At 66.2% G+C, this 14,572-nt stretch carries 18 protein-coding genes; 16 read left to right on the forward strand and 2 right to left on the reverse strand.

All coding sequences use genetic code 11. The features are described from left to right. The first annotated feature begins 10 nt into the window (after nt 1-10). The 4 genes from DMO17_RS03900 to DMO17_RS03915 are packed head-to-tail and all read left to right on the forward strand — an operon-like array spanning nt 11 to nt 2,680. Nucleotides 11-535: a gamma carbonic anhydrase family protein gene (locus DMO17_RS03900; RefSeq protein ID WP_110681001.1), complete on the forward strand. Its 525-nt coding sequence runs from the start codon at nt 11-13 to the stop codon at nt 533-535. After that, on the forward strand, nt 532-738 hold the full coding sequence (locus tag DMO17_RS03905) for a DUF1289 domain-containing protein (protein WP_061905205.1): 207 nt from the start codon (nt 532-534) through the stop codon (nt 736-738). Before DMO17_RS03900 ends, DMO17_RS03905 begins: the two co-directional genes overlap by 4 nt. A 32-nt stretch (nt 739-770) precedes the next feature. Then, complete coding sequence (purT, locus tag DMO17_RS03910; protein WP_110681002.1) at nt 771-1,952, forward strand: formate-dependent phosphoribosylglycinamide formyltransferase; 1,182 nt, start codon at nt 771-773, stop codon at nt 1,950-1,952. Further along, nucleotides 1,949-2,680 carry an SGNH/GDSL hydrolase family protein gene (locus tag DMO17_RS03915; protein WP_110681003.1) on the forward strand — a complete coding sequence of 244 codons (732 nt, stop codon included), beginning with the start codon at nt 1,949-1,951 and terminating at the stop codon, nt 2,678-2,680. The genes purT and DMO17_RS03915 overlap by 4 nt, the downstream gene beginning before the upstream one ends. Here the strand turns inward: DMO17_RS03915 and DMO17_RS03920 are convergent. Both DMO17_RS03920 and DMO17_RS03925 read right to left on the reverse strand, forming a co-directional pair. Next, nucleotides 2,661-3,935 (reverse strand): HlyC/CorC family transporter, encoded by a 1,275-nt coding sequence (locus DMO17_RS03920; RefSeq protein ID WP_110681004.1) that lies wholly within the window; start codon nt 3,933-3,935, stop codon nt 2,661-2,663. The genes DMO17_RS03915 and DMO17_RS03920 overlap by 20 nt on opposite strands. A 10-nt stretch (nt 3,936-3,945) precedes the next feature. Next, the gene (locus DMO17_RS03925; RefSeq protein WP_110681005.1) at nt 3,946-4,746 is read right to left on the reverse strand and encodes a cytochrome C assembly family protein; all 801 of its coding nucleotides are present in this window, start codon (nt 4,744-4,746) and stop codon (nt 3,946-3,948) included. 142 nt (nt 4,747-4,888) lie between these two features. Between DMO17_RS03925 and ffh the strand changes: the two genes are divergently transcribed. The 12 genes from ffh to DMO17_RS03985 all read left to right on the forward strand — a co-directional run bounded on the left by ffh (nt 4,889) and on the right by DMO17_RS03985 (nt 14,559). Further along, on the forward strand, nt 4,889-6,262 hold the full coding sequence (gene ffh, locus DMO17_RS03930; protein WP_110681006.1) for a signal recognition particle protein: 1,374 nt from the start codon (nt 4,889-4,891) through the stop codon (nt 6,260-6,262). 133 nt (nt 6,263-6,395) lie between these two features. Continuing rightward, a complete protein-coding gene (gene rpsP / locus DMO17_RS03935; protein WP_110681007.1) occupies nt 6,396-6,647 on the forward strand; it encodes a 30S ribosomal protein S16 in 252 nt (83 codons plus the stop codon). 5 nt (nt 6,648-6,652) lie between these two features. Then, complete coding sequence (gene rimM / locus DMO17_RS03940; protein ID WP_110681008.1) at nt 6,653-7,189, forward strand: ribosome maturation factor RimM; 537 nt, start codon at nt 6,653-6,655, stop codon at nt 7,187-7,189. A gap of 10 nt (nt 7,190-7,199) precedes the next feature. Then, entirely contained in the window at nt 7,200-7,943 is a 744-nt protein-coding gene (trmD, locus tag DMO17_RS03945) for a tRNA (guanosine(37)-N1)-methyltransferase TrmD (protein ID WP_110681009.1), read from the forward strand. Nucleotides 7,944-7,982: 39 nt separating this feature from the next. Continuing rightward, nucleotides 7,983-8,333: a 50S ribosomal protein L19 gene (gene rplS / locus DMO17_RS03950; RefSeq protein ID WP_043308640.1), complete on the forward strand. Its 351-nt coding sequence runs from the start codon at nt 7,983-7,985 to the stop codon at nt 8,331-8,333. A gap of 150 nt (nt 8,334-8,483) precedes the next feature. Further along, complete coding sequence (locus tag DMO17_RS03955) at nt 8,484-8,894, forward strand: acyl-CoA thioesterase (RefSeq protein WP_110681010.1); 411 nt, start codon at nt 8,484-8,486, stop codon at nt 8,892-8,894. 70 nt (nt 8,895-8,964) lie between these two features. Beyond that, nucleotides 8,965-9,861, forward strand: coding sequence for a site-specific tyrosine recombinase XerD (gene xerD / locus DMO17_RS03960; RefSeq protein WP_110681011.1), 897 nt, complete (start codon nt 8,965-8,967; stop codon nt 9,859-9,861). A 105-nt stretch (nt 9,862-9,966) separates the two neighbouring features. Further along, nucleotides 9,967-10,695, forward strand: a complete 729-nt coding sequence (locus DMO17_RS03965; RefSeq protein ID WP_110681012.1) for a disulfide isomerase DsbC N-terminal domain-containing protein — start codon at nt 9,967-9,969, stop codon at nt 10,693-10,695. A 112-nt stretch (nt 10,696-10,807) separates the two neighbouring features. Continuing rightward, nucleotides 10,808-12,112: a homoserine dehydrogenase gene (locus tag DMO17_RS03970; RefSeq protein WP_110681013.1), complete on the forward strand. Its 1,305-nt coding sequence runs from the start codon at nt 10,808-10,810 to the stop codon at nt 12,110-12,112. Between the two features lie 12 nt (nt 12,113-12,124). Beyond that, nucleotides 12,125-13,534 (forward strand): threonine synthase, encoded by a 1,410-nt coding sequence (thrC, locus tag DMO17_RS03975; protein ID WP_110681014.1) that lies wholly within the window; start codon nt 12,125-12,127, stop codon nt 13,532-13,534. A gap of 138 nt (nt 13,535-13,672) precedes the next feature. Beyond that, a complete protein-coding gene (locus tag DMO17_RS03980) occupies nt 13,673-14,239 on the forward strand; it encodes a DJ-1/PfpI family protein (RefSeq protein WP_110681015.1) in 567 nt (188 codons plus the stop codon). Nucleotides 14,240-14,256: 17 nt separating this feature from the next. Then, nucleotides 14,257-14,559 (forward strand): ribbon-helix-helix domain-containing protein, encoded by a 303-nt coding sequence (locus DMO17_RS03985; RefSeq protein WP_110681016.1) that lies wholly within the window; start codon nt 14,257-14,259, stop codon nt 14,557-14,559. Nucleotides 14,560-14,572 lie beyond the last annotated feature (13 nt).

The following is a 14,572-nucleotide window of genomic DNA, read 5'->3' on the forward strand; positions in this document are numbered from 1 at the left end:
AGGATTCACCATGAAGTACCGCCTGGGTGACGCACGCGTCGAGGCCCATTCCGAGAGCTGGATCGCGCCGACTGCGGCGGTGATCGGCAAGGTGCGCCTGGACAAGGGCGCCAGCGTCTGGTTCGGCGCCGTGTTGCGCGGCGACAACGAGCTGATCCATATCGGCGAGAACAGCAACGTGCAGGACGGCACGGTGATGCACACCGACATGGGTTTCCCGCTGACCCTCGGCAAGGGCGTCACCGTCGGCCACAACGTGATGATGCACGGCTGCACGGTGGACGATTACAGCCTGATCGGCATCAACGCGGTGATCCTCAACGGCGCCAAGATCGGCAAATACTGCATCATCGGCGCCAACAGCCTGATCCCTGAAGGCAAGGTGATCCCCGACGGCAGCCTGGTGATGGGTAGCCCGGGCAAGGTGGTGCGCGAGCTCACCGAGCAGCAGCGCAAGATGCTCGAAGGCAGCGCCGCCCATTACGTGCACAATGCCCAGCGCTATGCGCGCGACCTGGCCGAGGACGAAGCGTGAGCGACGAACGCCCGGTCAAGTCGCCCTGCGTCAGCGTCTGCGCGCTGGACGAGCAGGACATCTGCATCGGCTGCCAGCGCACGGCGGCCGAGATCACCCTGTGGGGGCGCATGAGCAACGACGAGCGGCGCGACGTGCTGCAACGCTGCGTCGAGCGCACCCGCGCCGCCGGGCAGTTCCTGCAACAGCCCGCGCGCCCCTGAGTTCCCTTTCTCCCTTTTCCGAGGACATCCGCATGCCCCGTATCGGCACCCCCTTGTCGCCCACCGCGACCCGCGTCCTGCTCTGTGGCTCCGGCGAGCTGGGCAAGGAAGTGGTGATCGAGCTGCAGCGCCTGGGCTGCGAAGTGATCGCCGTCGACCGCTACGCCAATGCCCCGGCCATGCAGGTGGCGCACCGCAGTCATGTGCTCAGCATGCTCGACGGTGCGGCCCTGCGCGCGGTGATCGAGGCCGAGCAGCCGCACTACATCGTCCCGGAGATCGAGGCCATCGCCACCGACACCCTGGTCGAGCTGGAAGCCGAGGGCTTCACCGTGGTGCCTACCGCACGCGCCGCCAAGCTGACCATGAACCGCGAGGGCATCCGCCGCCTGGCCGCCGAGGAGCTGGGCCTGCCGACTTCGCCTTACCACTTCGCCGACACCTTCGAGGCCTATGTCGAGGCGGTGAAAGCGGTCGGCTACCCCTGTGTGGTCAAGCCGATCATGAGCTCCTCCGGCAAGGGCCAGAGCGTGCTGAAGAGTGACGCCGATCTGCGTTCTGCCTGGGACTACGCCCAGGAAGGCGGGCGAGCCGGCAAGGGTAGAGTGATAGTGGAAGGCTTTATCGATTTCGACTACGAGATCACCCTGCTCACCGTGCGCCACGTCGGCGGCACCTCGTTCTGCGCGCCGGTCGGCCATCGCCAGGTCAGGGGCGACTACCACGAGTCCTGGCAGCCGCAGGCGATGAGCGCCAAGGCCTTGGCCGAGTCCGAGCGGGTGGCCCTCGCCGTCACCGAGGCCCTCGGTGGCCGTGGCCTGTTCGGCGTGGAGCTGTTCATCAAGGGCGACCAGGTGTGGTTCAGCGAGGTCTCGCCACGTCCGCACGACACCGGTTTGGTCACCCTGATCTCCCAGGACCTCTCCGAGTTCGCCCTGCACGCGCGAGCCATTCTCGGCCTGCCGATCCCGGCGATCCGCCAGTTCGGCCCCTCGGCCTCCTCGGTGATCCTGGTGGAAGGCACCTCGCAGCAGGTGGCCTTCGCTAACCTCGGTACCGCCCTGGCCGAGCCGGACACCGCGCTGCGTCTGTTCGGCAAGCCGGAGGTGGACGGCCAGCGGCGCATGGGCGTGACCCTGGCCCGCGACGAAAGCATCGAGGCGGCGCGGGCCAAGGCGGTGCGCGCGTCCGAGGCGGTCAAGGTCGAGCTGTGAGCCGCCTGCGCGCCGGACTGTGGTGGGGCCTGGCGCTCGCCTCATTGCCGCTGGCCTTGCCGCTGGCGCTGCACACCCGGCGCACCGCGTTGCGCCTGCCGCCCGCCGCCGGGGCGCAGAGCGGCCTGGCGGGCACGGGGCTGGGCGGTGCGCCGCTGCGCCTGCTGCTGATCGGCGAATCCACGGTCGCCGGCGTCGGCGTCGAGGCCCAGGAGGCGGCGCTGGCCGGCCAGCTGGCCCAGGCCCTGGCGACGCGCCTGCAGCGCCCTGTGGCCTGGCGCGCCTGCGGCGAGAACGGCATCACCGCCGGTGAAGCCTGCACGCGTCTGCTGCCGCTGGCGTTGCGCGAGCCGGCGGACCTGGTGCTGCTGGTGTTCGGCGTCAACGACACCACCCACCTGAGTTCGCTGGCGCGTTGGGAAGACTCGCTGCGTGCGCTCAGTCGGGCTTTGAGTGCGCAGGGGGAGCGGGTGGTGTTCACCGGCGTGCCGCCGATCCAGCACTTCAGCGCCTTGCCCTGGCTGCTGCGGCGTCTGCTGGGGCTGCGTGCGGCCTTGCTGGATGCCGAGTTGCGCCGCATCAGTGCGCAGGAAGGCGCGCAGTATGCGCGGCTGGAGCTGGAGTTCGCCGAGGAGTACCTGGCGCGCGACGGCTATCACCCGTCGGCGCTGGGCTACCGGGTGTGGGGCGAGGGCCTGGCCGAGCGGCTCAGGCCGTCGCTCGATTGAGCCGGCCCTGCCAGATGCGCACGCTCTTCACCCGGTTGTCGCCGGATTCGAGGATTTCCAGGCGGTAGGGGCCGATCTTCAGGCACACCGGGCTGTCCGGAATGCTCTCCAGGGCCTCGGTGACCAGGCCGTTGAGGGTCTTCGGGCCCTCGCTGGGCAGGTGCCAGCCGAGCAGCTTGTTCAGCTCACGGATGCTGGCGCTGCCGTCGATGATCTGGCTGCCATCGTCCTGAGGCTGGATATCGGCGTGCTGCTGCTGATCCTGGCCGCTGAGGTCGCCGACGATTTCTTCCAGCACGTCCTCCAGGGTGATCAGCCCCTGGATGTCGCCGTACTCGTCCACCACCAGGCCGAGGCGGCGCTTTTCCTTCTGGAAATTCAGCAGCTGAGTGGCCAGCGGGGTGTTTTCCGGCACGAAATAGGCCGGCTGACAGACCTGCAGCAGCAGCTCGTGGGTCATCTGGTCATGGGCCAGGCGGCGCGCCAGCTGGCGCATGTGCACCATGCCCTCGATCTGGTTGATGTCCTGGCGGTACACCGGCAGGCGGGTGTGGCGGGTGTTCTGCAGCAGCTCGACGATGCGCTCGATCGGTTGTTCCAGGTCGATGCCGATGATCTCGTTGCGCGGGATCATGATGTCGTTGACCGACACGGTTTCCAGGTCGAGCACGCCGAGCAGCATGTTCTGCCGGCTCTCCGGCAGGGCATGGGCGGACTCGCGCACCACACTGCGCAGTTCCTCGGTGGTCAGGCTGTCGCTGCTGCGGCTGCTGGGGTCGATGCCGAACAGGCGCAGCAGCAGGTTGCTGATGGCGTTGAGCGCCACCACCAGCGGATAGAACAGCTTGAGCAGCACCTGCAGTGGCAGGCTGGCGGGGTAGGCGATGGCTTCCGGGCGCAGCGCGGCCAGGGTCTTGGGCGTGATCTCGCCGAAGATCAGCAGGATGATGGTCAGCGCCACGGTGGCGATGGCGATGCCGGCCTCGCCCCAGATCTGCATGGCCAGCACGGTGGCGATGGCCGAGGCGAGGATGTTGACGAAGTTGTTGCCGATCAGAATGGTACCGAGCAGGCGGTCCGGGCGGCTCAGCAGGGCGCTGGCGCGTTTGGCGCCGCGGTGCCCCTCGCGTGCCTTGTGCCGCAGGCGGTAGCGGTTGAGGCTGATGATGCCGGTCTCGGAGCTGGAGAAGAACGCCGAGCAGACGATCAGGAAGGCGAGCAGGCCCAGCAGGAAGCCAGGGTGGAGTTCGGCCACGGTGATCGCCTCAGATGTGCAGGATGAATTCGCGGACCAGCTTGCTGCCGAAGTAGGCCAGCATCAGCAGGCAGAAGCCGGCCAGGGTCCAGCGAATCGCCTTGTGCCCGCGCCAGCCCAGCTGGTGGCGGCCCCACAGCAGCACGGCGAACACCACCCAGGCCACGCACGACAGCACGGTCTTGTGCACCAGGTGCTGGGCGAACAGGTCCTCGAAGAACAGCCAGCCGGACAGCAGCGACAGCGACAGTGTCACCCAGCCGGCCCAGAGGAAGCCGAACAGCAGGCTCTCCATGGTCTGCAGCGGCGGGAAGTTGCGGATCAGCCCCGACGGGTGCTTGTGCTTGAGCTGATAGTCCTGCAGCGACAGCAGCAGGGCCTGGAACATGGCGATGGTCAGCAGGCCGTAGGCCAGGATCGACAGCAGTATATGGGCAAGGATGCCGGCCTCCTCGTCGATCGGCTGGCTGGTGCCAACCGGGGCGAACTGGGCCAGCAGGGCGGTCAGGGCGCCCAGCGGGAACAGCAGGAGCAACAGGTTCTCCACCGGGATGCGCGTGGTGCCCAGCAGGATCAGGGCGATCACCGCGCAGGCGATCAGGCTGGCGGCGTTGAAGAAGTCCAGGTTGAGGCCGCTGCCCGGCAGCAGCTGCAGGTGCAGGGCCAGGGCGTGGGCGATCAGGGCGAGCGCGCCGAGCAGGCCCAGCAGGCGCTTGTCCGGCACCTGGCGATGGGCGAGACGCAATCCCTGGTAGAGGGTGGCGCCGGCGTACAGGCCGGCGGCGGCGAGGCTGGGCAGCAGAGGGTGCATAAATCCTTGTAACGCAGGGCCCGAAAGGCCGTGAGTGTGGCACACAAGAAGCGTTCCACGAAAGACCGCCGGCGGTGTCGGCGGCACCTGCTCTTGGTTATACTCCGCGGCCTGCTGCAAGCCCCCGTTCAAAGGATCGCGCATGTTCGAGAACCTAACCGACCGCCTGTCACAGACGCTGCGCCATGTCACCGGCAAGGCCAAGCTGACCGAGGACAACATCAAGGACACCCTGCGCGAGGTGCGCATGGCCCTGCTCGAGGCCGACGTGGCCCTGCCGGTGGTCAAGGACTTCGTCAACAAGGTCAAGGAGCGTGCGGTCGGCACCGAGGTGTCGAAGAGCCTGACCCCGGGCCAAGCCTTCGTGAAGATCGTCCGTGCCGAGCTGGAAGAGCTGATGGGCGCGGCCAACGAGGACCTCGCCCTGAGCGTCGCGCCGCCCGCCGTGGTGCTGATGGCCGGCCTGCAGGGTGCCGGTAAGACCACCACCGCCGGCAAGCTGGCGCGCTTCCTCAAGGAACGTAAGAAGAAGTCGGTGATGGTGGTGTCCGCGGACGTCTACCGCCCGGCGGCGATCAAGCAGCTGGAGACCCTGGCCGGCGACATCGGCGTGACCTTCTTCCCCTCCGACATCAGCCAGAAGCCGGTGGCCATCGCCCAGGCGGCGATTGCCGAGGCCAGGCTGAAATTCATCGACGTGGTGATCGTCGACACCGCCGGTCGCCTGGCCATCGATGCCGAGATGATGGCCGAGATCCAGGCCGTGCACGCGGCGATCAAACCGGCCGAGACCCTGTTCGTGGTCGACGCCATGACCGGCCAGGACGCCGCCAACACCGCCAAGGCCTTCGGCGAGGCGCTGCCGCTGACCGGCGTGGTGCTGACCAAGGTCGATGGCGACGCCCGTGGCGGTGCCGCGCTGTCGGTGCGCCAGATCACCGGCAAGCCGATCAAGTTCATCGGCATGGGCGAGAAGAGCGAGGCGCTGGAGCCCTTCCACCCGGACCGCATCGCCTCGCGCATCCTCGGCATGGGCGACGTGCTCAGCCTGATCGAGCAGGCCGAGCAGACCCTCGATCGCGAGAAGGCCGAGAAGCTCAGCAAGAAGCTGAAGAAGGGCAAGGGCTTTGACCTCGAAGACTTCCGCGACCAGCTGCAGCAGATGAAGAACATGGGCGGCCTCGGCGGCCTGATGGACAAGCTGCCTTCCATCGGTGGGGTCAACCTGTCGCAGATGAGCGGCGCGCAGGGCGCGGCGGAGAAGCAGTTCAAGCAGATGGAGGCGATCATCAACTCCATGACCCCGGCCGAGCGCCGCGACCCCGAGCTGATCAGCGGTTCGCGCAAGCGCCGCATCGCCCTTGGCTCCGGCACCCAGGTGCAGGACGTCGGCCGGCTGATCAAGCAGCACAAGCAGATGCAGAAGATGATGAAGAAATTCACCAGCAAGGGCGGCATGGCCAAGATGATGCGTGGCTTGGGCGGCATGATGCCGGGCGGCCTGCCCAAGCTGTGATGTCCGCCGCCGATGGGCGGCGGAAAAAGAGATTTGCAAACGGCCGGATAATCCTTAGAATATGCGGCCTTTCGGGCCTTGGCCCCTCAAAGTGTGTGCCTCAAGTTAGCACCGATTACAGGAACGAAGTTCAATGGTAACCATCCGTCTTGCTCGTGGCGGCTCCAAGAAGCGCCCCTTCTACCACCTGACCGTGACCAACAGCCGCAATGCGCGCGATGGTCGCTTCGTCGAGCGTATCGGCTTCTTCAATCCGGTCGCTACCGGTGCCGAAGTGAAGCTGTCCGTCGACCAGGAGCGCGCTGCCTACTGGCTGAGCCAGGGCGCCCAGCCGTCTGAGCGCGTTGCTCAGCTGCTGAAGGAAGCTGCCAAGGCCGCAGCCTAAGCGATATGAACGCAACGCCGACCGCCGACGAGGACCTGGTCGTTCTCGGCAAGATTACTTCGGTGCACGGCGTGCGTGGTGAGGTGAAGATCTATTCCTTCACCGATCCGATTGACAACCTGCTCGACTATCCCACCTGGACGCTCAAGCGTGATGGTGAAGTCAAGCAGGTGGAGCTGGTCAGCGGCCGCCTCCAGGGTAAAGTCCTGGTGGCCAAGTTCAAGGGGCTCGATGACCGCGAGGTGGCACGCACCTACGCGGGCTTCGACATTTGTGTGCCCCGCGAGCAGCTACCCGACCTCGAGGACGGCGAGTTCTACTGGCATCAGCTGGAAGGACTGAAGGTGATCGACCTGCAAGGGCAACTGCTCGGGCGCATCGACCACCTGCTGGAAACCGGCGCCAATGATGTGATGGTGGTCAAGCCCTGTGCGGGCAGTCTGGATGACCGCGAGCGTCTGCTCCCCTATACCGAGCAGTGCGTGCAGCAGGTCGACCTGGCCGCCGGCGAGATGCGGGTGGACTGGGACGCGGATTTCTGAGCCTCGGCCCATGCGCGTTGAAGTCATCAGCATCTTCCCGGAGATGTTCGCCGCCATCAGTCAGTACGGCATTACCAGTCGTGCGGTGAAGCAGGGGCTGCTGCAGTTGAACTGCCGGCAGCTGCGTGACTACACCGACGACCGTCACCAGACGGTGGACGACCGCCCCTTCGGCGGCGGTCCGGGGATGGTGATGAAGATCGAGCCCCTGGAGAAAGCCCTGGCCGCGGCCAAGGTGGATGCCGGTGGAGCGGCGAAGGTCATCTACCTGTCGCCGCAAGGCCGCCAGCTGAACCAGCAGGGCGTGCGTGAACTGGCTAGCGAGCAGGCGCTGATTCTTATCGCCGGCCGCTACGAAGGCATCGACGAGCGTTTCATCGAGACGCACGTCGATGAGGAATGGTCGATCGGCGATTACGTCCTCTCCGGCGGTGAGCTTCCGGCGATGGTGCTGATCGATGCTGTTACGCGGCTGCTCCCGGGTGCGCTCGGGCATGCAGATTCCGCCGAGGAGGACTCGTTCAGCGACGGCCTCCTCGATTGCCCGCACTACACCCGACCCGAGGTGTACGAAGGCAAGCGTGTTCCTGATGTGTTGCTCAGTGGCAACCACGAACACATCCGGCGCTGGCGTCTGCAGCAAGCCCTCGGGCGGACCTGGGAACGTCGAGCCGATCTTCTGGATAGCCGCTCGCTTTCTGGAGAAGAGAAGAAGCTGCTGGAGGAATACATCCGCCAGCGGGACGATAGTTAAGGTATCGATGGCAGACCGCGTCTGTCTTAGGAGCACAGCATGACCAACAAGATTATCCAGATGCTCGAAGCCGAGCAGATGAACAAAGAAATCCCGGCTTTCGCCCCGGGTGACACCATCATCGTTCAGGTGAAGGTGAAGGAAGGCGACCGTTCCCGTCTGCAGGCCTTCGAAGGCGTGGTGATCGGCAAGCGCAACCGTGGCCTGAACAGCGCCTTCACCGTGCGCAAGATCTCCAACGGCGTGGGCGTGGAGCGTACCTTCCAGACCTACTCCCCGCTGATCGACAGCGTCAGCGTCAAGCGCCGCGGCGACGTGCGCAAGGCCAAGCTGTACTACCTCCGCGACCTGTCCGGCAAGGCAGCGCGCATCAAGGAAAAACTGTCCTGATCGGACGGTCTTCCGACCTGAAAAAAGCAGCCTCCGGGCTGCTTTTTTCGTTTCTGGGCCCGTCGACCGGTGGGTCCGCAGTTCTGCCGAGCCATGACAAGTACAACAGCGCAGCACAGGCAGCCACATTTTCAGCAGAGCAGTAGTGGCATGACCCCGAGAGAGCAAGAAATCCAGCGCCGTATCGAGCTGTCGGAAACCCGTGTGACCAAGGCGGTTTTTCCACCCTCGACCAACCACCACAACACCCTGTTCGGCGGCACTGCGCTGGCCTGGATGGACGAAGTGTCCTTCATCGCCGCCACGCGCTTCTGCCGCCTGCCGCTGGTGACCGTGTCCAGCGACCGCATCGACTTCAAGCATGCGATCCCCGCCGGCTCTATCGTCGAGCTGGTCGGCCGGGTGATCAAGGTCGGCAACACCAGCCTCAAGGTCGAGGTGGAGGTGTATGTCGAGGGGATGTACTGCGGTGGTCGCGAGAAGGCCATCAGCGGGGTGTTCAGCTTCGTCGCCATTGGCGAGGACAAGAAGCCGGTGGCGGTGTTGCCGGGCTTCGCCTGAGCTCCGCGGTGGCGCTTCCGGGGCAGCCCCGCTTGTGGAAAACTGGGTCGCCTTTTTTGCGAGAACGCCCATGCCCGTGCTGGATCACCCGCTGATCGACCGTTTCCTCGATGCCCTGTGGCTGGAGAAGGGGCTGTCGCCTCATACGCGGGCGGCCTATCGCAGCGACCTCGGGCATTTCCATGCCTGGTTGCAGGAACGCGGCATCGAGCTTGCCAGCGCCGGGCGTGAGGCCATTCTCGATCACCTGGCCTGGCGCCTCGAGCAGGGCTACCAGGCCCGCTCCACCGCGCGCCTGCTGTCCGGGTTGCGTGGTTTCTATCGGCACCTGCTGCGCGACGGCCTGATCGTCGAGGACCCGACCCTGCAGGTCGAGTTGCCGCAGATCGGCCGGCCGCTGCCCAAGTCGCTGTCCGAGGCGGACGTGGAGGCGCTGCTGGCCGCGCCGGAGCTGGACGATCCCATCGGCCTGCGCGACCGCGCCATGCTCGAGGTGCTCTACGCCTGCGGCCTGCGGGTGACCGAGCTGGTGTCGCTGACCCTGGAGCAGATCAACCTGCGCCAGGGTGTGCTGCGGGTGTTCGGCAAGGGCAGCAAGGAGCGCCTGGTGCCGCTGGGCGAGGAGGCCATCGCCTGGGTCGAGCGCTACCTGCGCGAGGCGCGGCCCTTCCTGCTCGACGGCAAGCCCAGCGACGTGCTGTTTCCCAGTCTGCGCGGCGAGCAGATGACCCGCCAGACCTTCTGGCATCGCATCAAGCACCAGGCCCGGATGGCCAGCATCGCCAAGCCGCTGTCGCCGCATACCCTGCGTCACGCCTTCGCCACCCACCTGCTCAACCACGGCGCCGACCTGCGCGTGGTGCAGATGCTGCTGGGGCACAGCGATCTTTCCACCACGCAGATCTACACCCATATCGCGCGCGCCCGCCTGCAGGAGCTGCATGCGCGCCACCACCCCCGCGGCTAACCGTTACGTCTGCAGTCCATCCGCCCGTGGCGCCCACCCGGCGTCTGCGGTCGGCGGCGCGGACCCGCTGTGGTAGGCTTGGGCCACTGTTCATAGGAGTGCCTCATGTCCGTTTTTCGTGTTCTGAGCGGTACCGTTCTCAGTCTCTCGGTTGCCGTCGCCCTGGCCGCCGATCCCGACCAGGCCATTCGCGCCAGCCTGACCAAGCTGCAGCCCGACATGCCCATCGAGGCCATCGCCGAGAGCCCGATGAGCGGCCTGTATCAGGTGCACCTGAAGGGCGGCCGCCTGCTTTACACCAGCGCCGATGGCCAGTTCGTACTGCAGGGCAACCTCTACCAGGTCAAGGGCGCCGAAGCCGTCAACCTGACCCGTCAATCCGAAAGCAAGGGTGTGGCCAAGGCCATCAACTCCATTCCCGCCAGCGAGATGGTGGTGTTCTCGCCCAAGGAACCGGCCAAGGCACACATCACGGTGTTCACCGACACCGACTGCGGCTACTGCCAGAAGCTGCACAGCGAAGTGCCCGAGCTCAATCGTCGGGGTATCGAGGTGCGCTACGTGGCCTTCCCGCGCCAGGGCGTCGGCAGCCATGGCTACAACACCCTGGTCAGCGTCTGGTGCGCCAAGGATCGCCAGGACGCCATGAACAAGGCCAAGGCCCGTCAGGAACTGCCGGCGGCCAGCTGCGCCAATCCGGTGACCAAACAGTACGAGCTGGGCCAGATGATCGGTGTCAATGGCACCCCGGCCATCGTGCTCGGCAACGGCGAGCTGATTCCGGGCTACCAGCCGGCGCCGCAACTGGCCGAGATCGCCCTCAAGGCCAAGTGATCCGGCCGTCGCGCCGATTGACCTGGAGGGCTGGCGCTTCGTAAAGTGCGGCTCTTTTGTGCGGCCGGGGCATGCCCCGGCCGTTTCGTGCAGTGCAGATGGGGAAAACAACGTGAAACCGGTGAAAGTGGGCATCTGTGGGCTGGGCACCGTCGGTGGCGGTACCTTCAACGTACTCAAACGCAACGCCGAGGAGATTGCCCGCCGTGCCGGGCGTGGAATCGAAGTCGCACAGATTGCCGCCCGTCGCCCCAACCCGAAGTGTGAAACCGGCGCTACCCCCATCACCGCCGACATCTTCGACGTGGCGAACAACCCGGAAATCGACGTGGTCATCGAGCTGATCGGCGGCTACACCCTGGCACACGAGCTGGTGCTCAAGGCCATCGAGAACGGCAAGCACGTGGTCACCGCCAACAAGGCGCTGATCGCCGTGCATGGCAACGAGATCTTCGCCAAGGCGCGCGAGAAGGGCGTCATCGTCGCCTTCGAAGCCGCCGTGGCCGGCGGCATCCCGGTGATCAAGGCGATCCGCGAGGGGCTGGCCGGCAACCGCATCAACTGGCTGGCCGGCATCATCAATGGCACCGGCAACTTCATCCTCACCGAGATGCGCGAAAAAGGCCGTGCCTTTGCCGATGTACTCAAGGAAGCCCAGGCCCTGGGCTATGCCGAGGCCGACCCGACCTTCGACGTCGAGGGCATCGACGCCGCGCACAAGCTGACCATCCTCGCCTCCATTGCCTTCGGTATCCCGCTGCAATTCGACAAGGCCTACACCGAGGGCATCAGCCAGCTGACCAGCGCCGACGTCAACTACGCCGAGGCTCTGGGCTACCGCATCAAGCATCTCGGCGTGGCCCGTCGCACCGAGGCCGGTATCGAGCTGCGCGTGCATCCGACCCTGATCCCGGCCGATCGCCTGATCGCCAACGTCAACGGTGTGATGAACGCGGTGATGGTCAATGGCGATGCCGCCGGCAGCACCCTGTTCTATGGCGCCGGTGCCGGCATGGAGCCGACCGCTTCCTCCGTGGTCGCCGACCTGGTCGACGTGGTGCGGGCGATGACCGCCGACCCGACCAACCGCGTGCCGCACCTGGCCTTCCAGCCGGATTCGCTGTCCGACCACCCGATCCTGCCGATCGGCGAGTGCGAGAGCGCCTACTACCTGCGCATCCAGGCCAAGGACCACCCGGGCGTGCTGGCCCAGGTGGCGAGCATCCTGTCCGAGCGCGGCATCAACATCGAATCGATCATGCAGAAAGAGGCCGAAGAGCACGACGGTCTGGTGCCGATGATCCTGGTCACCCACCGCGTCAAGGAAGCCCGCATCGACGACGCCATCGCCGCCCTCGAAGGGCTGGCCGATGTGGTCGGCAAAGTGGTGCGCATCCGCGTCGAGCAACTGGTCTGAGGTAGAAGAGTCATGCGTTATATCAGCACCCGCGGCCAGGCCCCGGCCCTCAATTTCGAAGACGTCCTGCTCGCCGGCCTGGCCAGCGACGGCGGCCTCTATGTGCCGGAAAACCTGCCGCGCTTCACCCAGGAGGAGATCGCTTCCTGGGCTGGCCTGCCGTACCACGAGCTGGCCTTCCGCGTGATGCGCCCGTTCGTCGCCGGCAGCATCGCCGACGCCGACTTCAAGAAGATCCTCGAAGAGACCTACGGCGTGTTCGCCCACAACGCCGTGGCGCCGCTGCGCCAGCTCAACGGCAACGAATGGGTGCTGGAGCTGTTCCACGGCCCGACCCTGGCCTTCAAGGACTTCGCCCTGCAGCTGCTCGGCCGCCTGCTCGACCACGTGCTGAGCAAGCGCGGCGAGCGCGTGGTGATCATGGGCGCTACCTCCGGTGATACCGGCTCGGCCGCCATCGAGGGCTGCAAGGCCTGCGAGCACGTCGACATCTTCATCATGCACCCGCACAACCGCGTGTCCGAGGTGCAGCGCCGGCAGATGACCACCATCCTCGGCGAGAACATCCACAACATCGCCATCGAAGGCAACTTCGACGACTGCCAGGAGATGGTCAAGGCCAGCTTCGCCGACCAGGGCTTCCTCAAGGGCACCCGCCTGGTGGCGGTCAACTCGATCAACTGGGCGCGGATCATGGCCCAGATCGTCTACTACTTCCACGCGGCCCTGCAGCTGGGCGGTCCGCTGCGCTCGGTGGCCTTCTCGGTGCCGACCGGCAACTTCGGCGACATCTTCGCCGGCTACCTGGCGCGCAACATGGGCCTGCCGATCAGTCAGCTGATCGTCGCCACCAACCGCAACGACATCCTGCACCGCTTCATGAGCGGCAACCAGTACGTCAAGGACACCCTGCATCCGACCCTGTCGCCGTCGATGGACATCATGGTGTCCTCCAACTTCGAGCGCCTGCTGTTCGACCTGCACGGCCGCAATGGCGCCGCCATCGCCAGCCTGATGGACACCTTCAAGCAGGGCGGCGGCTTCAGCGTCGAGCAGGATCGCTGGACCGAGGCGCGCAAGCTGTTCGACTCGCTGGCGGTGAATGACGAGCAGACCTGCGAGACCATCGCCGAGGTGTATGCCGAGTGCGGCGAGCTGCTCGACCCGCACACCGCCATCGGAGTGCGCGCCGCGCGCGAATGCCGCCGCAGCCTGTCCATCCCCATGGTGACCCTGGGCACCGCGCATCCGGTCAAGTTCCCGGAAGCGGTGGAGAAGGCCGGCATCGACGCGGTGCCGGCGCTGCCGCCGCACCTGGCCGACCTGTTCCAGCGCGAGGAGCGTTGCACCGTGCTGGCCAACGACCTGAAGACCGTGCAGCAGTTCGTCGCCGCCCACGGCAATCGCGGCAAGCCGCTCTAAGCGGCCCGGCTGTGCAGAAAAGCCCCGCCCAGTGCGGGGCTTTTCGTTTCTGGCGGGCGCTGTAGTAGCCAGCTGTTACCCTGAATGAGGCGAGGCGGCGCAGACTGGCGCCACATTCACCCAGAGGAGGCCATTGCCATGGCGGCGAAGAAGATCCTGATGCTGGTCGGCGACTACGCCGAAGACTACGAGACCATGGTGCCGTTCCAGGCCCTGCAGATGGTCGGCCACAGCGTGCACGCGGTGTGCCCCGGCAAGAGCGCCGGGCAGACCGTGCGTACCGCGATTCACGACTTCGAGGGCGACCAGACCTACAGCGAGAAGCCGGGGCACAACTTCGCGCTGAACTTCGACTTCGCCAAGGTGCGCGCCGAGGACTACGACGGCCTGCTGATCCCCGGTGGCCGCGCCCCCGAGTACCTGCGCCTGAACGCCGAGGTGATCGCCCTGGTGCAGGCCTTCGCCAAGGCCGCCAAGCCGATCGCCGCGGTCTGTCACGGCGCCCAGCTGCTGGCCGCCGCCGACGTGCTCAAGGGCCGCGGCTGCAGCGCCTACCCGGCCTGCGCGCCGGAAGTACGCCTGGCCGGTGGCGAGTATGTGGAAGTGCCGATGGATGGCGTGCACGTCGACGGCAACCTGGTCACCGCTCCGGCCTGGCCGGCGCATCCGGCCTGGCTGGCGGCGTTCCTGAAAGTACTGGGCTGAGCGAGGAGGGCGGTGCGATGTGCGAACTCTATGTGAAGGCCGATCCTATCCTCTACGAGTCGCGCTCGCGCTCCCTACGCATCCGCGGGGTGGTCACCACCCTGCGCCTGGAGAACCAGTTCTGGGACATCCTGCGCGAGATCGCCGAGGTCGACGGCATGACCACCAACCAGCTGATCACCAAGCTGTATGAGGAGGTCATGGACTACCGCGGCGAAGTGGTCAACTTCGCTTCCTTCCTGCGCGTCAGCTGCACGCGCTTCCTGGCGCAGCGCCCGCAGCGCAGCGCCGAGGTGCTCAGTCTGGTGCAGTCGCGCTAGGCTGGCGCGCACA

This window comes from Aquipseudomonas alcaligenes (assembly GCF_003205495.1).
GTDB lineage: Bacteria > Pseudomonadota > Gammaproteobacteria > Pseudomonadales > Pseudomonadaceae > Aquipseudomonas > Aquipseudomonas alcaligenes_B.